An 18323-nucleotide genomic window follows, 5' to 3' on the forward strand; every position below is an offset into this window, starting at 1 on the left:
GTCATACTCCGTTCTTCAAAGGCTACCGTCCACAGTTCTACTTCCGTACAACGGACGTAACAGGCGATATCTCTCTACCAGAAGGCGTAGAGATGGTAATGCCAGGTGACAACATCCAAATGGTTGTAGAGCTAATCGCTCCAATCGCGATGGATGAAGGTCTACGTTTCGCGATCCGTGAAGGTGGTCGTACAGTAGGTGCTGGTGTTGTTGCTAAAGTTATCGCTTAATTGCTGATTTAGCCGTTTAAATACGAATAGTATTTGACTAACGACTACCAAAAAGGGCATCATTTGATGCCCTTTTTCTGCACTAAATTTGGCCGTTGTCGATTTGTTGGTCGATAAAGCCAGTGCAAAGGATTTAAGATAGAGACATTTCTATCTTGATGAGTATGTATAGGTAGCTTTACCTGTGCTATGGATTTGCCCTGCAACAGCGGGGTTGTTGTCGTCTATGTTAAGACTTGTAACAGGTTGGTTTATGAAAGCAAACAATGCTGAAATTCCTGATAGCTCAAGTGCAGCAGACACATTTAAGTGGATTGTCACTTTTGCTCTGTTAGCTGCCGCTGTTGTGGGTAATTACCTGTATGGTGAAATGTCTGTAGTGCTTCGCGCTGCAGGTGTGGTTGCGCTGATTATTGCAGCACTCGGTGTTGCTGCGACAACCACAAAAGGAAAAGCGGCGATTGCGTTTGCACGTGAATCTCGTATGGAAGTTCGCAAAGTGGTATGGCCTACACGTCAAGAAACCATGCAAACAACATTAATCGTTTTAGCTGTAAGTATCGTAATGGCTCTAGCACTTTGGGGCATCGACGGCATTATGGTTCGTCTTGTCGCTTTCGTGACTGGGGTATAGAGGGTTTAATACATGAGTGAAGCTCCTAAAAAACGCTGGTATGTAGTTCAAGCCTTCTCTGGATTTGAAGGTCGCGTAGCGCAATCGCTGCGTGAGCATATCAAGATGCACGCAATGGAAGAATTCTTCGGTGAAGTTCTTGTTCCAACCGAAGAAGTTGTTGAAATGCGTGCAGGTCAACGACGTAAAAGTGAGCGCAAGTTCTTCCCAGGCTATGTATTGGTACAGATGCTCATGAATGATGAGTCCTGGCACTTAGTTCGTAGTGTTCCTCGTGTAATGGGTTTCATTGGTGGAACCTCCGATCGTCCTGCACCTATCACTGACAAAGAAGCCGATGCGATTCTTAATCGTCTAGAGAAAGCGAGCGAAGCTCCGCGTCCTAAGACGATGTTTGAAGCAGGTGAAGTGGTTCGTGTTAATGAAGGTCCATTTGCTGATTTCAACGGCACCGTTGAAGAAGTGGATTACGAGAAGAGCCGCATTAAAGTGTCAGTATCTATCTTTGGTCGTGCAACTCCTGTTGAACTTGAGTTTGGCCAAGTCGATAAGCTTGATTAAAAAAACACCTTTTAGGGTTGTTAAGGGCGTGAAATGTGATTATAATTTCGCGCCTTATTTACACGTCTTTATGACAAAGTAACCGGGGAGCTGATCAGATGATTGGCGTTTGTACCCACATTTAGGAAATATCATGGCTAAGAAAGTTGAAGCTTATATCAAGTTGCAAGTTGCATCTGGTATGGCGAACCCAAGTCCACCAGTTGGTCCTGCACTAGGTCAACGTGGCGTTAACATCATGGAATTCTGTAAAGCGTTCAACGCAAGAACAGAATCAATGGAGAAAGGCTTGCCTACTCCAGTTGTTATCACTGTATACAGCGACCGTTCTTTCACGTTCGTAACTAAGACTGCTCCAGCGGCTGTTCTTCTGAAGAAAGCTGCAGGCATCAAGTCTGGTTCAGGCCGTCCAAACACTGAAAAAGTGGGCACGGTTACTGATGCTCAAATCCAAGAAATTGCAGAAGCGAAAGCGGCTGATATGACTGGTGCTGACATTGAAGCGATGAAACGTTCTATTGCGGGTACTGCTCGTTCAATGGGCTTAGTGGTAGAGGGTTAATATCATGGCAAAACTAACTAAGCGTATGCGCACTATCCGTGAGAAAGTTGACGCAACTAAAGAATACGAAATCAACGAAGCTGTAGCTCTTCTTAAAGAACTTGCAACGGCTAAATTCGTTGAGTCTGTAGACGTTGCTGTGAACCTTGGCATTGATGCTCGTAAATCTGACCAAAACGTACGTGGCGCAACTGTTCTGCCACACGGTACTGGTCGTGAAGTACGTGTTGCAGTGTTCACTCAAGGTGCAAACGCTGAAGCGGCTAAAGCTGCTGGTGCAGATTTAGTGGGTATGGAAGATCTAGCTGAGCTAGTGAAGAAAGGCGAAATGAACTTTGACGTTGTTGTTGCTTCTCCAGATGCAATGCGCGTTGTAGGTCAACTAGGTACCATTCTTGGTCCTCGCGGTCTAATGCCAAACCCTAAAGTTGGTACTGTAACTCCTAACGTTGCTGAAGCGGTTAAGAACGCTAAAGCAGGTCAGGTTCGTTACCGTAACGACAAAAACGGCATCATCCACACAACTATCGGTAAAGTTTCTTTCGAAACTAACCAACTTCAAGAGAACTTAGAAGCTCTTCTAGTTGCACTTAAGAAAGCGAAACCTTCTTCTGCTAAGGGTACTTACCTGAAGAAAGTAAGCATTTCTACTACGATGGGTGCTGGTGTTGCTGTTGATCAGAACACGCTAAACGCTCAAGCGTAATAATACATTTGATTAGGTGTGGAATTTGTGTATAATTCTGCGCCTAATATTTGTGGTTGGGGCTGATTTTAGTTCTTAGAACTATGACCCAGTCTCCGTCCAAGACCGTAGGCGTTATTTGTCTGTTTGATAAATGACTTAATCGTACCTACGTAGATGGTGCCCGAACTGACAGAAAGCATAATTTATTTTTTGAATAGATAAACTTTCTTCTGGGACTGCACCGAAATAACTCTCACTGTTGTGATAATAGTGAGTGGTGTAACGACAACCAGGAGTAAATCCAAGATGGCTTTAAACCTTCAAGACAAACAAGCAATTGTTGCTGAAGTCAACGAAGCGGCCAGTGGTGCACTTTCTGCAGTTGTTGCTGACTCTCGTGGCGTTCAAGTAGGCGCGATGACTTCTCTACGTAAACAAGCTCGTGAAGCGGGTGTTTACATGAGAGTTGTTCGTAATACTCTAGCACGTCGCGCAGTGGAAGGCACAGCTTACGAATGTCTACAAGACGTATTCGTAGGTCCTACTTTGATCGCATTCTCTAACGAGCACCCAGGTGCTGCAGCGCGTCTTTTTAAAGACTTCGCTAGAGAGAACAAGCACTTTGAAATCAAAGCAGCTGCATTTGAAGGCGCATTAACTGACGCTGAACTACTAGCGACACTACCAACTTACGACGAAGCAATCGCACGCCTAATGATGTGCATGAAAGAAGCTTCTGCTGGCAAGCTGGTACGTACTATCGCTGCTGTCCGCGATCAAAAAGAAGCTGCGTAATTCGCATTGCTTTTTATTGTTTGCTAAATAAACTTATTGTTGACTTAAAAGAGAATTGTTATGTCTATTACTAACGAGCAAATCCTAGATGCAGTTGCAGAAATGTCTGTAATGCAAGTTGTTGAACTTATCTCTGCTATGGAAGAGAAGTTCGGTGTTTCTGCTGCAGCTGCAGTAGTTGCAGGCGGCCCAGCAGCAGCAGCTGTTGAAGAGCAAACTGAATTCGACGTAATCCTAACTGCTGCTGGTGCAAACAAAGTATCTGTAATCAAAGCAGTACGTGGCGCAACTGGCCTAGGTCTTAAAGAAGCTAAAGCTCTAGTTGACGGCGCTCCAGCTGCAATTAAAGAAGCAGTTTCTCAAGCAGAAGCTGACGCACTTAAGAAAGAGCTAGAAGAAGCTGGTGCGACTGTTGAAGTTAAGTAATTATTACTTAATTTCTTAGCCGCAAGGCTAATGGCTGGTGGTTTATTGACCACCGGCCTTTTTGCGCTGTAGGGTATGGGTGAATTTTCCCGCTGTTTAGACGCTTATACTCGTGCAAAAGCACACAAACTATCATTTTTGAGTGATGTTGTGTTACTACAGTAAACAGCTGTTAGTCACTGTCCTATGACCCTTTATTTTTGAATAATTGGTGGGCAGTTTGGGTCACTTATCAGCGAGCTGAGGAACCCCATGGTTTACTCTTATACCGAGAAAAAGCGCATCCGTAAGGACTTTGGTACTCGTCCACAAGTGTTGGACATTCCATACCTGCTATCGATCCAGCTCGATTCGTTCGACAAGTTTATCGAACAGGATCCTGAAGGACAATACGGTCTTGAGGCTGCTTTTCGTTCTGTATTTCCTATTCAGAGCTATAACGGCAATTCTGAGCTGCAATACGTTAGCTATCGTCTTGGTGAGCCAGTTTTTGACGTTAAAGAATGTCAAATTCGTGGTGTAACTTATTCTAAGCCACTACGCGTAAAACTACGCCTAGTGATCTTTGATAAAGACGCGCCAGCAGGTACTGTAAAAGATATTAAAGAACAAGAAGTCTACATGGGTGAAATTCCACTCATGACAGACAATGGTACCTTCGTAATTAATGGTACTGAGAGGGTTATCGTATCCCAGCTGCACCGAAGCCCAGGCGTATTCTTCGACAGCGATAAGGGTAAAACTCACTCATCAGGTAAAGTTCTTTATAACGCACGTATTATCCCTTACCGTGGTTCATGGTTAGATTTTGAGTTTGATCCAAAAGATAACCTATACGTGCGTATTGACCGTCGTCGTAAACTGCCTGCATCGATCATTCTTCGTGCACTTGGTAAATCGACAGAAGAGATCTTGGATCTGTTCTTCGAAAAAGTGAAGTTTGAAGTCAAAGACCAAACTCTTCTTATGGAGTTGGTACCTGAGCGCCTGCGTGGCGAAACAGCGTCATTTGATATTGAAGCAAATGGTACCGTTTATGTCGAAAAAGGTCGTCGTGTAACGGCTCGTCATATTCGTCAACTAGAAAAAGATAACGTTGATTTTATCGAAGTACCCGTTGAGTACATCGTTGGTAAAGTCGCTTCTAAAGATTATGTCAATGAAGCAACTGGTGAAGTCATCGTTAGCGCAAACCAAGAAATTAGCTTGGAAGCATTAGCGAATCTTTCACAAGCGGGCTATAAGAAACTTGAAGTTCTATTTACGAACGATCTTGATCATGGTCCATTTGTGTCTGAGACGCTCCGCATCGACAGTACGGTTGATCGTATTTCTGCACTAGTAGAAATCTACCGCATGATGCGCCCTGGCGAGCCACCAACAAAAGAAGCAGCCGAATCGCTGTTTGAAAGCCTATTCTTCTCAGAAGAACGCTATGACCTATCAACAGTAGGCCGTATGAAGTTCAACAGCTCAATTGAGCGTGAAGATGCCGGCGAGCTTGGTACGCTTGACGAAACTGACATCATCGAAGTGATGAAGAAGTTGATCGCCATTCGTAACGGCATTGGCGAAGTGGACGATATCGACCACCTTGGCAACCGTCGTATTCGCTCTGTTGGTGAAATGGCTGAAAACCAATTCCGCGTAGGTCTTGTGCGTGTTGAACGTGCAGTGAAAGAGCGCTTAAGCCTTGGCGATCTTGATGCGATCATGCCTCAAGATTTGATCAATGCGAAGCCTATCTCTGCGGCCGTTAAAGAATTCTTCGGTTCTTCACAGCTTTCTCAGTTTATGGACCAGAACAACCCACTTTCAGAAGTGACGCACAAACGTCGTATTTCTGCATTGGGTCCTGGCGGTCTAACTCGTGAGCGTGCTGGCTTTGAGGTACGTGACGTACACGTAACTCACTACGGTCGTCTATGTCCGATCGAAACGCCAGAAGGTCCGAACATCGGTCTGATTAACTCATTGTCAGCATTTGCACGTTGTAACGAATACGGTTTCCTAGAAACTCCGTACCGTCGTGTTGTTGATGGTGTGGTGACTGATGAAGTTGATTACTTGTCAGCTATCCAAGAAGGTCAATTTGTTATCGCGCAGGCAAACGCCATTCTGACTGAAGAAGGTACGTTTGCAGATGAGCTGATCACAGCTCGTCAAAAAGGTGAATCTGGTCTTCACCCTCGTGAACATGTTGACTACATGGACGTTGCGACCAACCAGGTAGTATCAATCGCAGCTTCGCTTATCCCGTTCCTAGAACACGATGATGCGAACCGTGCATTGATGGGTGCGAACATGCAACGTCAAGCGGTTCCAACGTTACGCGCTGAGAAGCCGTTGGTTGGTACTGGTATCGAACGTAATGTAGCGGTTGACTCTGGTGTAACTGCCGTTGCCAAACGTGGCGGTATGGTGCAGTCAGTTGATGCGTCTCGTATCGTAGTTAAAGTTAATGAAGATGAACTTGTATCTGGTGAAGCGGGTATCGACATCTACAACCTAACTAAATACACACGTTCGAACCAAAACACATGTATTAACCAACGTCCTACTGTGATGCCAGGTGAACCTGTAGCTCGCGGTGATGTCCTTGCTGATGGTCCTTCAACAGACCTTGGTGAGCTAGCGCTTGGCCAAAACATGCGTATCGCATTCATGCCTTGGAATGGTTATAACTTCGAAGACTCGATCTTAGTATCTGAGCGCGTCGTTCAAGAAGACCGTTTCACGACTATCCACATCCAAGAACTTTCTTGTGTTGCTCGTGATACTAAGCTGGGCTCTGAAGAGATCACAGCGGATATTCCAAACGTAGGTGAATCGGCTCTGTCTAAACTAGACGAGTCAGGTATCGTTTACATTGGTGCTGAAGTTAAGGGTGGTGACATCCTAGTTGGTAAAGTAACGCCGAAAGGCGAAACTCAGCTAACTCCAGAAGAGAAGCTACTACGTGCAATCTTCGGTGAAAAAGCCTCTGATGTTAAAGATACGTCACTGCGTGTACCAAACTCTGTTTCAGGTACCATTATCGATGTTCAAGTTTTCACTCGCGATGGCGTAGAGAAAGACAAGCGTGCGCTTGAAATTGAACACATGCAGCTAAAAGAAGCGAAGAAAGACCTTACTGAAGAGTTCCAAATTCTTGAAGGTGGTCTACTAGCGCGCGTGAAAGCTGTACTGATCAATGGTGGCTATTCTGAAGCGAAGCTTGATGCGATCGATCGTAAGAAATGGCTAGAACAAACATTAGAAAACGACGAGCTACAATCTCAACTTGAACAGCTTGCTGAGCAGTGGGATGAGCTAAAAGCTGACTTCGATAAGAAGTTCGAAGCGAAACGTCGCAAAATCACTCAAGGTGATGATCTAGCGCCTGGCGTTCTGAAGATTGTTAAAGTTTACCTAGCGGTGAAACGTCGTATCCAGCCTGGTGATAAGATGGCAGGTCGTCACGGTAACAAGGGTGTAATCTCTAAGATCAACCCTGTTGAAGACATGCCTTACGATGAAAACGGTCAGCCGGTTGATATCGTATTAAACCCACTGGGTGTACCGTCACGTATGAACATCGGTCAGATCCTTGAAGTTCACTTAGGTCTGGCTGCAAAAGGTATTGGTGACAAGATCAACCAAATGGTTAAAGAACAACAAGAGCTGTCTAAGCAGCGTGAGTTCTTACAGAAGGTTTATGATCTTGGCGATACGCGTCAGAAAGTAGATATTGCTGCTCTGTCTGATGGTGATGTTCGTACTCTTGTGAACAACCTTCGTGGTGGTTTACCGATTGCAACTCCAGTATTTGATGGTGCGTCAGAAGCATCAATCAAAGAACTATTAAGCCTAGCCGACCTACCAACTTCTGGTCAGCTAACACTGTTTGATGGTCGTACTGGTGATGCATTCGAGCGTCCTGTAACTGTCGGTTACATGTACATGCTCAAACTGAACCACCTTGTTGATGACAAGATGCACGCTCGTTCAACAGGTTCGTACAGCCTAGTAACTCAGCAACCACTTGGTGGTAAAGCTCAGTTCGGTGGTCAGCGTTTCGGTGAGATGGAAGTGTGGGCACTAGAAGCATACGGTGCTGCATATACACTACAAGAAATGCTTACTGTTAAGTCAGATGACGTTAACGGTCGTACGAAGATGTATAAGAACATCGTTGATGGTAACCATAGCATGGAACCTGGCATGCCAGAGTCTTTCAACGTATTGCTGAAAGAGATCCGCTCGCTAGGTATCAACATCGAGCTAGAAGACGAAGAGTAATCTTGGCGGTAAACCCTCTGGATTATCCTGGTAGAAAGGCGCTCGCCGAGCGCCTTTTAACTCCTTACAGGAGCTGATTGTGAAAGACTTATTAAACTTTCTAAAAGCACAGCATAAGACCGAAGAATTTGATGCAATCAAAATCGGTCTATCTTCACCTGACATGATTCGTTCATGGTCTTTTGGTGAAGTTAAAAAACCTGAAACGATCAACTATCGTACGTTCAAGCCTGAACGTGATGGTCTGTTCTGTGCGCGTATTTTTGGTCCAGTCAAAGACTACGAATGTCTTTGTGGTAAATATAAGCGTCTGAAACACCGTGGCGTGATCTGTGAAAAATGTGGCGTTGAAGTTACACAAACTAAAGTTCGTCGTGACCGTATGGGCCACATCGAGCTTGCATCACCGGTTGCTCACATCTGGTTCCTAAAATCGCTACCGTCTCGTATCGGTCTGCTAATGGATATCCCTCTACGTGATATCGAACGTGTTCTTTACTTCGAAATGTATGTAGTAACAGAGCCGGGTATGACGGATCTAGAAAAGAGTCAGATGCTTACTGAAGAAGAGTATCTTGACCGTCTAGAAGAGTGGGGCGATGAGTTCACGGCGAAGATGGGCGCAGAAGCGATCAAAGACCTATTGGGTTCAATGGATCTTGTCGCTGAAACAGAGATGATGCGTGAGGAGTTACAAACCACTAACTCTGAAACTAAACGCAAAAAACTGACTAAGCGTCTGAAGCTTGTTGAAGCGTTTATCAGCTCAGGTAATAACCCTGAGTGGATGATCCTGACTGTGCTTCCGGTACTTCCGCCAGATCTACGTCCTCTAGTACCACTAGATGGCGGTCGTTTTGCGACATCTGATCTGAACGATTTGTACCGCCGTGTGATCAACCGTAACAACCGTTTGAAGCGCCTTCTAGAGCTAGCAGCTCCGGACATCATCGTACGCAACGAAAAGCGTATGCTGCAAGAATCTGTTGATGCGCTACTTGATAACGGTCGTCGCGGTCGTGCGATCACAGGTTCTAACAAGCGTCCTCTGAAATCTCTTGCTGATATGATCAAGGGTAAACAAGGTCGTTTCCGTCAGAACCTACTTGGTAAACGTGTAGACTACTCAGGCCGTTCTGTAATCACAGTAGGTCCATATTTACGTCTGCACCAGTGTGGTCTTCCTAAGAAGATGGCACTTGAGCTATTTAAACCATTTATCTACAGCAAGTTAGAAACTCGCGGCATGGCCACGACGATCAAAGCAGCTAAGAAAATGGTTGAGCGTGAAGAAGCGGTTGTTTGGGATATCCTAGACGAAGTGATTCGTGAACACCCAGTACTACTAAACCGTGCACCAACACTGCACCGTCTTGGTATTCAAGCGTTCGAACCTGTACTGATTGAAGGTAAAGCGATTCAACTGCACCCACTTGTGTGTGCGGCGTATAACGCGGACTTCGATGGTGACCAAATGGCGGTTCACGTGCCTCTAACTTTAGAAGCACAGCTTGAAGCTCGTACACTGATGATGTCGACGAACAACATTCTGTCGCCAGCATCCGGTGATCCGATCATCGTACCTTCACAGGACGTGGTCTTGGGTCTGTACTACATGACTCGCGAAAAAATCAACGCACAAGGTGAAGGTATGTACCTGGCTGGCCCTAAAGAGGCTGAGAAGGCATACCGTACTAAGACAGCGGCGCTACACGCACGCGTTAAAGTACGTATCACTGAAACCGTTGTTGATGAAGATGGTTACAGCACAACTGAGACTAAGATGGTCGATACGACTGTCGGTCGTGCCATGCTATGGCAAATCGTGCCTAAAGGCTTGCCATACAGCATCGTGAACCAGAAGCTTGGTAAGAAACAGATCTCAAATCTATTAAACGAAGCGTATCGTAAGCTTGGTTTGAAAGATACGGTCGTATTTGCTGACCAAATCATGTACACCGGTTTTGCTTATGCAGCACTGTCAGGCGTGTCAGTTGGTATCGACGACATGGTTGTACCAGCAGCGAAATACACTGAAATTGCTGAAGCTGAAGAAGAAGTACGCGAAATCCAAGAACAGTTCCAATCAGGTCTTGTTACGGCGGGTGAGCGTTACAACAAAGTTATCGATATCTGGGCGTCTACCAACGACCGTGTTGCGAAAGCGATGATGGATAACCTATCTTCTGAAACCGTGATCAACCGTGATGGTGTAGAAGAACAACAAGAATCGTTTAACAGCATCTATATGATGGCTGACTCGGGTGCTCGTGGTTCTGCTGCTCAGATTCGTCAGCTTGCAGGTATGCGTGGTCTGATGGCGCGTCCAGATGGTTCAATCATCGAAACGCCTATCACAGCAAACTTTAAAGAAGGCCTGAACGTACTACAGTACTTTATCTCTACCCACGGTGCACGTAAGGGTCTAGCCGATACAGCACTTAAAACAGCGAACTCAGGTTATCTGACTCGTCGTTTAGTAGACGTTGCACAAGACGTTGTGGTGACAGAGCATGACTGTGGCACTCAAGAAGGTGTCGACATGATGCCTCATATCGAGGGTGGTGATGTTAAAGTTTCTTTAACTGAACTGGCTCTTGGTCGTGTTGTGGCTGAGGATGTGATGAAGCCAGGCACTGAAGAAGTACTTATTCCACGTAATACTCTGATTGATGAGAAGTGGTGTCAGATTATCGATGAGAACTCTGTCGATAATATGAAAGTACGTTCAGTGGTAACCTGTGATGCGGACTTCGGCTGTTGTGCGCTATGTTACGGTCGTGACCTTGCTCGTGGTCACCTAGTGAACCAAGGTGAGGCAGTCGGTGTTATTGCTGCTCAATCTATCGGTGAGCCGGGTACACAGTTAACGATGCGTACGTTCCACATCGGTGGTGCGGCTTCTACTGCTGCGGCAGAGAACAGCATCCAAGCGAAGAACAAAGGTTCTGTGAAACTTCACAACGCTAAGTTCGTTATCAACAAAGATAAGAAGCTGGTTATCACATCTCGTGCATCAGAGCTGACTATCATTGACGAATTTGGTCGCACGAAAGAAAAACACAAACTGCCTTACGGCTCTGTGTTGAGTAAAGGTGATAACGACGCGGTTGAAGCTGGTCAAACAGTGGCTAACTGGGAAGCGCACACCATGCCAATCATCACTGAAGTGGCTGGTCGCATCCAATTCGTTGATATGATTGATGGTGTAACGGTTTCTCGCCAAACAGATGACCTAACGGGTCTATCTTCAAGCGAAGTAACCGAAGCTGCCGCTCGTCCAGCAGCAGGTAAAGATATGCGTCCAGCTATCAAACTTGTTGATGCGAAAGGTAAAGATGTCATGATCCCTGGTACTGATATGCCAGCTCAATACTTCTTACCGGGTAAAGCGATCGTTAACATCGAAGATGGTGCTGAAGTTGGTATTGGTGACACATTAGCGCGTATTCCACAAAAATCTGGCGGTAACCGAGACATCACGGGTGGTCTACCTCGCGTAGCTGACTTGTTTGAAGCTCGTCGACCAAAAGAGCCTGCGATTCTTGCTGAGCACACAGGTACTGTGAGCTTTGGTAAAGAAACCAAAGGTAAACGTCGTCTAATCATCACTCGTGAGGGTGACGAAACTTATGAAGAAATGATTCCTAAGCATCGTCAACTTAACGTGTTTGAAGGTGAGAAGATCGAACGTGGTGACGTTATTGCTGATGGTCCTGAGACTCCGCACGATATCCTACGTTTACGTGGTATCCATGCTGTAACGTCTTACATCGCTAACGAAGTTCAAGAAGTTTACCGTCTGCAAGGCGTTAAGATTAACGATAAGCACATTGAAACTATCGTTCGTCAAATGCTACGTAAGTGTACGATTACTCATGCTGGCGACTCTGAGTTCCTAGCGGGTGAGCAAGTTGAATACTCACAAGTGAAAGTTGCAAACCGTAACCTAGAAGCCGAAGGCAAACAGCCTGCTCGTTTCGAGCGTGAGCTACTAGGTATTACTAAAGCATCTCTAGCGACTGAATCGTTCATCTCTGCGGCATCGTTCCAAGAGACAACTCGCGTACTAACAGAAGCGGCTGTTTCTGGTAAACGAGATGATCTTCGCGGTCTGAAAGAAAACGTAATCGTTGGTCGTCTGATCCCAGCGGGTACAGGTTTCGCTTACCACCAAGAGCGTCAAGCTAAACGTGCGGCACAGCTAAAAGGCCCGTCTGCTGAACAAGCGACAGATAACCTAGCGGCACTGCTAAACGCAGGTTTCTCTTCTGAAGAGTAATCTCAGCGCTGATTAAAAAAGGCACCTTCGGGTGCCTTTTTTGTTGCGCTTAATTAATCTACGCGAATGATTACAGCAAAATATTCAATATTAAGCACCAGGAGGGATAGCCAAGCTGTCCGCGATAAGTTGAATCAAACTATCTTCCACTCCAAAACGCACCTCAATAATTTCACCAATTAGCGAAAGGTCGTTGTCAAAGTTTTCGAGATCATCCTCATCACTCACTGCCGCGTATTTATCTGTAAAATTGAGTAACGGCTCGGTAGTAACAATAATTTTTCCATAAGTCTGATTAATTTCATCGGTGGCTTCAAAGCCAGTTGCACGCCACCTATCCATCACCATATCGTAGATTTTGAAGTGACCTTCGGAAATATAATCCACCAGTTGTTGGCAAAAACGTTGCAGCTCTTCTGGCGAGGGAAGCCCGTTAACATTCGTTTTGGCGGTGCAAGGTTGCAGCGCGGCTAATTTGCAATACTCTACAATTAAGGTTTGTCGCGTGTTTAACCAGTGATCAATAACGTCACTGTAACCGCCCCATTGCTCTTGTGTGCGTTTTAGTTTTTTTAGCATGACCATGCCCTCATGATCGGGTCACAAAGCTGGTGACCGTTTCCTTTGCGTAGGGTTGCACTTCGTAGATACAACTCATTGTCCTTACTAGAATTTATAGAACTAAATTTGGAACGTTACAAATTCTGGTATGAATTTAGATTGCCAGTAAAATGGGGTAACTGCAAGAAGAGAGGTCGCAACATGTTGAAAAATAGTGATACAAAAATCGCTTATTGGTGTGTAGTTTCCGGAAGTGAGATCTGGACCATAAATGGTGAGTTACCGCTAGGATCTGCGGACGAATATTCCCTGCCTTTAGAAAAAGCGGTGGTGGTAGATAGTTGTGATGGTTACCCAGTGATGTGGGTTAATGATGCCGATCTTGATGGCGAGCGAGAAATGACTTCGTTGCGCGAATTGTTGCATGTCAAACCAGAACTATTTTTGGCGATCAGCAAGGCGCTTCAATATGGTCACATGAGCCAAACGTTACGTTTTTGTCCACAATGTGGCGGGCGAAATTACCTAAACCATAACCAATTGGCGATGCAATGTTCTGAGTGTCGAACGTTACATTATCCGCGTATCTTTCCTTGCATTATTGTCGCGGTACGAAATCAGGATAAAATTTTATTGGCCCAGCACCCAAGGCATCGTAACGGCATGTATACCGTTATTGCTGGTTTTTTAGAGGTCGGGGAGACGTTAGAGCAGTGCGTGGCACGTGAAGTGCTTGAAGAAACGGGGATTCATGTGAAAAATATTCACTATTTTGGTAGCCAGCCTTGGGCATTTCCATCGAGTATGATGATGGGCTTTGTGGCGGAATATGACTCTGGCACGATAAAACCCGACTATAGTGAATTGAGTAATGCGCAATGGTTTTTAGCAAGTGCTTTGCCTCCTGTTGCGCCCGAAGGGACGATAGCCAGAGCATTAATAGAGCACACGTTAAGCGAAATCGAGAAAGATTCACTGCCGCATTGCTAAAAAAAACCCTCCGGTGAAGGAGGGGGTAAGTAAGATGTCGTTATGAGATGCCGAGTACAGAGTACTCAGTTTATAATTATAGTTTTCGCTAGCGAACAAATTTTTAACACCGTTAAAGGTTGCTTGCAAATTAACCATTGATTTAAAAGTTAATAACATGATCTCGCTTGCAAAGCACACCGTTTTTGGCGCTTATTCAGTGCTAGAATAACGCCACAAAAAATAACAAGCTTTAAATTGGAAGACGGAATGACTGAATTAAAAAATGATCGCTACTTGCGTGCACTGTTAAAACAACCTGTCGATTGCACCCCTGTATGGATGATGCGCCAAGCGGGACGTTACTTGCCAGAGTATCGCGCAACGCGTGCCGAAGCGGGCGATTTTATGGCGCTGTGTAAAAATGCTGAGCTAGCTTCTGAAGTGACATTACAGCCATTACGTCGCTTTCCATTAGATGCCGCTATTTTATTTTCTGATATTTTAACCATTCCTGACGCCATGGGATTGGGTTTGTATTTTGAAGCGGGAGAAGGGCCAAAGTTTGAACGCCCGATCACTTGTAAAGCCGATGTCGATAAAATTGGCTTACCGGATCCGGAAGGCGAACTGCAATATGTGATGAATGCCGTACGCCAGATCCGCAAAGATCTACAAGGTGAAGTTCCATTGATCGGTTTTTCAGGCAGCCCATGGACACTCGCGACTTATATGGTGGAAGGTGGCAGCTCAAAAGCTTTCACTAAGATCAAAAAAATGATGTACGCCGATCCTAGCGTGCTGCACGCCTTGCTCGATAAACTGGCAGACAGTGTTATTGAATACCTTAACGCACAAATCAAAGCGGGTGCTCAGTCTGTTATGATTTTTGATACTTGGGGCGGAGTACTGACGCCGCGCGACTACAACCTCTTTTCACTACAGTATATGCACAAAATTGTGGATGGTTTAATTCGTGAAAATGAAGGTCGCCGCGTACCCGTCACTCTGTTTACCAAAAACGGTGGCATGTGGCTGGAGCAGATTGCTGCAACGGGTTGTGATGCTGTAGGGCTTGATTGGACCATCAATATTGCCGACGCCAAAGCGCGTATCGGTGACAAGGTGGCGCTGCAAGGTAATATGGACCCATCCATGCTTTATGCTCCGCATGATCGTATTCGCCAAGAAGTGGCGACCATTCTTGAAGGATTCGGCCATGGTGGAACGGGCCATGTCTTTAACCTCGGACACGGTATCCATTTAGATGTGCCACCGGAAAATGCGGGCATATTTGTTGATGCGGTGCACGCCTTGTCTAAACCGTACCATCAATAATAGGTTTGCGGTGCCTTATCGCCGATAATGCACCGTTTCTCACTCTCATCCTGTTATTTGATAGGAGCAGGTTCACAGAGGTAAAGAGGTAATAAGACAAGATGAAGACCAAAGATAAGATCGTTTATGCTGCATTAGCGCTGTTTAATGAACATGGTGAAAGAACGGTGACCACTAACCATATCGCAGCACATATCGAAATCAGCCCAGGTAATTTGTATTATCACTTTCGTAATAAACAAGAAATTGTTCGTGATATTTTTGCTCTCTATTCAGCAGAGTTACTCGAACGTTTTCAGCCGATTGCGGCACAGCGCGAAAGCTTAACTCTGTTAAAGCATTATCTTGATTCGATCTTCACTTTGATGTGGAAATACCGTTTTTTCTATGCCAATTTACCGGAAATCCTGCAGCGTGATGAAGTACTACATGGTGAGTACATTCAAGTACAAGAAAAGCTGCAAACTAATCTCATTAATATTATGCACGCTTTTGTTGAGCTGAAATTGCTGTCTGTCGGGAAAGAAGAGATGCAATCTTTAGTGACCACTCTCCATATGACGGCTTCGTGTTGGTTGAGTTATCAGTCAGCGATGTTTTCCAAAACGCAGATCACCGAGCAAGTGATTCATCAAGGCATGCTACAGATGATCGCAGTCGTTAAACCCAAAGCAACGGAACAAGGTCTTGAACAGCTTCTATTATTAGAGGAAGGTGTGCGGGCGATGCACGCATCATAATGTGTGCTTAGTTATAACCTTTGAGTATTGTTCTTAATCCTTTGAAGCTGTTAGCTTCTTAGCTATACATCTCTAAGGGTGGTGTTGATATGCACTATGACGTTTTTAACGGTGATGCTGATGGCATCATCTCTCTTCTTCAGCTGCGGCTTGCTTACCCTCGCACGACGACCCTAGTTACTGGGGTTAAGCGTGATATCAAATTGCTCCAGCGTCTTAATCTTCAATCCCGAGATAGTCTGACCGTGTTAGATATTTCGATGGAGAAGAATCAGCAACCTTTACAGCAGGCTCTTGCGGCGGGGGTGACGGTGTTTTATGCCGATCATCACTATGCAGGCTCAGTTCCCGAGACTCCGCTGCTTGACGCCCATATTGATTTGGACCCTAATACTTGTACGGCATTAATTATTGATCAGTGGTTAGGTGGTCCGTTCCATGAGTGGGCGATTGTGGCAGCTTATGGCGATAATTTGATTGCTAAAGCGGATACTTTAGCGCGCAACGCGGGGCTAACGACCACTCAAGCCGAACAACTAAAAAACTTAGGCACCTTGATTAACTATAACGGTTATGGAGAGACGATAGAGCAGCTTCATTATCACCCCGCTGATTTGTACCAAGCCTTGCTAGTTTATCCTTCACCGTTTGATTTAATGAAGGATGACAACTCCCCTTTTTATCATTTGCAGCACGCTTATGAGCAAGATATGCAGCTCGCTCAGTCGTTAGAGCCTATCTATAAAAGTGCCTGTTTGAGCGTGTACGAGCTGCCAGATTGTGCATCATCACAGCGAGTGAGTGGTGTGTTTAGTAATTGGCTAGCCAATCAAGCACCCGCCGCGGCACACATGGTTTTAACGGTAAATTCATCGGGTGGTTATACCGTTTCGCTACGTGCTCCATTAGCCAATAAACAGGGAGCGGATAGGTTATGCAGCGCCTTTGCAACCGGAGGCGGGCGAGAAGCAGCGGCGGGTATTAATTCGTTGGATAAAAGACAATTGACCCAATTCATTACTCAAGTAGAAGCGTACTATTCATCACACTAACGCTCGCCCGGATTAACAGGGTGATGAATGTGTTTTGCTAGCGACTGAGCCAGCGTGTTGGGTCTTCGGCTTTACTGTTGCGACGAATTTCGAAATAGAGCGCTGGCTGAGATTGACCGCCAGTGTCGCCCGCTAAAGCAATGGTTTCACCGGCGGTGACTTTATCGCCCTCTTTTTTGAGCAAACTTTGGTTAAAGCCGTATAAGGTCATATCGCCTTTGCCATGATCGAGCAAAACCACTAGCCCATAACCACGTAGATATTCAGCAAACACGACCGTGCCAGAATAAACCGCTTTGACGTTTTGACCATAATTGGCGTCAATGACTAGGCCTTTCCAATCAATTTGTCCACTTTGGCGTGTACCAAAAGCATGCAGGATTTTGCCTTTGACTGGCCAAGGTAGCTTGCCTTTTTGCGGCGCTAACCCATCCATTAGCACAGCGTTACGTTTTGCTGCTTTGGCGATTTCTGCTTGTAATCGCGTTTCATTGCGTTGCAATTCGGCTAAGTAGACTTTATCACTGGAAATACTTTTTTGAATTTTACCCACTGTACTGCGTCGTTCTGACTGCGTTTTTGCCAATGTAGTGCGCTTTTGGGTCTGCTGCTCTAATAGAGAGGCGATTTGGTCTCGTTCAAGTCGCAGCTGTTTTTCACTTTCATTGAGTTCTTTTTGCGTAAGTTCAAGCTGTTGGATGGTTTGGCTGCGCGCCTTCGCCAAGTGTTGGTAATACTGGCTGATGCGATCTTCTTCCACGCCATTATTGAGTATGTTAGATGAGGCCGTCGCTCGCTGAGTGGCGTAATAGGTTTTGATCAGTTGAGCTAATTTGGCGGTTTGCTGTGTTTGTTGTGTTTCTAAGGCCGTGATCTTTTGCTTGAGTTTAGCGATATTAGCGTTAGCCACTACTAATTCTGATTTGGTGTTTTTGATCTGATTTTCTAGACTTGAAATGCCTACTTCTTGCTTTTTAAGCGCATTTTGCAACGAATCGAGCTCTTTTTGTCGATTATTTAACGCTTGCTGCTGACGAGAAATTTCGCCTTTCACCCCTTTTAGCTCTTGTTGTGTGGCAGCCATTAACGGTGAGCTGGAGAGGCAAGCTAGCCCTAACACCATCACTAGGCTAAGTGCATGCCACCAAGTCGTTATAGTAATTAGGTGTGGTGAAGGCTTGTTTCTCATCCGTTTTCAAGTCTC

General features: G+C 45.4%; 14 protein-coding genes and 1 pseudogene. 13 read left to right on the forward strand and 2 right to left on the reverse strand.

Annotation, left to right across the window (positions count from 1 at the left end):
- The 9 genes and pseudogenes from tuf to rpoC all read left to right on the forward strand — a co-directional run.
- A pseudogene (tuf, locus tag AACQ21_RS09895) lies at positions 1-230 on the forward strand (elongation factor Tu); the annotation flags it as partial.
- Between the two features lie 253 nt (positions 231-483).
- Positions 484-864, forward strand: coding sequence for a preprotein translocase subunit SecE (gene secE, locus AACQ21_RS09900; protein WP_026027616.1), 381 nt, complete (start codon positions 484-486; stop codon positions 862-864).
- Positions 865-876: 12 nt separating this feature from the next.
- Positions 877-1425: a transcription termination/antitermination protein NusG gene (gene nusG / locus AACQ21_RS09905; RefSeq protein ID WP_013857954.1), complete on the forward strand. Its 549-nt coding sequence runs from the start codon at positions 877-879 to the stop codon at positions 1423-1425.
- A 133-nt stretch (positions 1426-1558) separates the two neighbouring features.
- Positions 1559-1987, forward strand: coding sequence for a 50S ribosomal protein L11 (gene rplK, locus AACQ21_RS09910; RefSeq protein ID WP_010318965.1), 429 nt, complete (start codon positions 1559-1561; stop codon positions 1985-1987).
- 4 nt (positions 1988-1991) lie between these two features.
- Entirely contained in the window at positions 1992-2693 is a 702-nt protein-coding gene (gene rplA / locus AACQ21_RS09915; protein ID WP_013857952.1) for a 50S ribosomal protein L1, read from the forward strand.
- Between the two features lie 288 nt (positions 2694-2981).
- Positions 2982-3470, forward strand: coding sequence for a 50S ribosomal protein L10 (gene rplJ / locus AACQ21_RS09920; protein ID WP_026027617.1), 489 nt, complete (start codon positions 2982-2984; stop codon positions 3468-3470).
- A 60-nt stretch (positions 3471-3530) separates the two neighbouring features.
- The gene (gene rplL / locus AACQ21_RS09925; RefSeq protein ID WP_010318962.1) at positions 3531-3896 is read left to right on the forward strand and encodes a 50S ribosomal protein L7/L12; all 366 of its coding nucleotides are present in this window, start codon (positions 3531-3533) and stop codon (positions 3894-3896) included.
- A 252-nt stretch (positions 3897-4148) separates the two neighbouring features.
- The gene (rpoB, locus tag AACQ21_RS09930; protein ID WP_010318961.1) at positions 4149-8177 is read left to right on the forward strand and encodes a DNA-directed RNA polymerase subunit beta; all 4029 of its coding nucleotides are present in this window, start codon (positions 4149-4151) and stop codon (positions 8175-8177) included.
- 79 nt (positions 8178-8256) lie between these two features.
- Positions 8257-12459, forward strand: a complete 4203-nt coding sequence (gene rpoC, locus AACQ21_RS09935; protein WP_013857949.1) for a DNA-directed RNA polymerase subunit beta' — start codon at positions 8257-8259, stop codon at positions 12457-12459.
- Positions 12460-12549: 90 nt separating this feature from the next.
- On the opposite strand, the gene AACQ21_RS09940 is transcribed toward rpoC, so the two are convergent.
- Complete coding sequence (locus AACQ21_RS09940) at positions 12550-13044, reverse strand: Rsd/AlgQ family anti-sigma factor (RefSeq protein ID WP_013857948.1); 495 nt, start codon at positions 13042-13044, stop codon at positions 12550-12552.
- A 180-nt stretch (positions 13045-13224) separates the two neighbouring features.
- Here AACQ21_RS09940 and nudC point away from each other — a divergent pair, with 180 nt between their 5' ends.
- From nudC to AACQ21_RS09960, 4 genes are all read left to right on the forward strand, one after another.
- Positions 13225-14010 carry an NAD(+) diphosphatase gene (gene nudC / locus AACQ21_RS09945; RefSeq protein WP_181185568.1) on the forward strand — a complete coding sequence of 262 codons (786 nt, stop codon included), beginning with the start codon at positions 13225-13227 and terminating at the stop codon, positions 14008-14010.
- A 249-nt stretch (positions 14011-14259) separates the two neighbouring features.
- The gene (gene hemE / locus AACQ21_RS09950) at positions 14260-15327 is read left to right on the forward strand and encodes a uroporphyrinogen decarboxylase (protein WP_010318957.1); all 1068 of its coding nucleotides are present in this window, start codon (positions 14260-14262) and stop codon (positions 15325-15327) included.
- A 101-nt stretch (positions 15328-15428) separates the two neighbouring features.
- Positions 15429-16067 carry a TetR/AcrR family transcriptional regulator gene (locus AACQ21_RS09955; protein ID WP_017043942.1) on the forward strand — a complete coding sequence of 213 codons (639 nt, stop codon included), beginning with the start codon at positions 15429-15431 and terminating at the stop codon, positions 16065-16067.
- Positions 16068-16156: 89 nt separating this feature from the next.
- Positions 16157-17119, forward strand: coding sequence for a hypothetical protein (locus tag AACQ21_RS09960; RefSeq protein WP_017049034.1), 963 nt, complete (start codon positions 16157-16159; stop codon positions 17117-17119).
- A 37-nt stretch (positions 17120-17156) separates the two neighbouring features.
- Here AACQ21_RS09960 and AACQ21_RS09965 read toward each other — a convergent pair whose 3' ends face one another.
- On the reverse strand, positions 17157-18242 hold the full coding sequence (locus tag AACQ21_RS09965; protein ID WP_258174228.1) for a murein hydrolase activator EnvC family protein: 1086 nt from the start codon (positions 18240-18242) through the stop codon (positions 17157-17159).
- Positions 18243-18323 lie beyond the last annotated feature (81 nt).

Source organism: Vibrio sp. V01_P9A10T6, from assembly GCF_963877065.1.
GTDB classification, from domain to species: Bacteria; Pseudomonadota; Gammaproteobacteria; order Enterobacterales; family Vibrionaceae; genus Vibrio; species Vibrio anguillarum.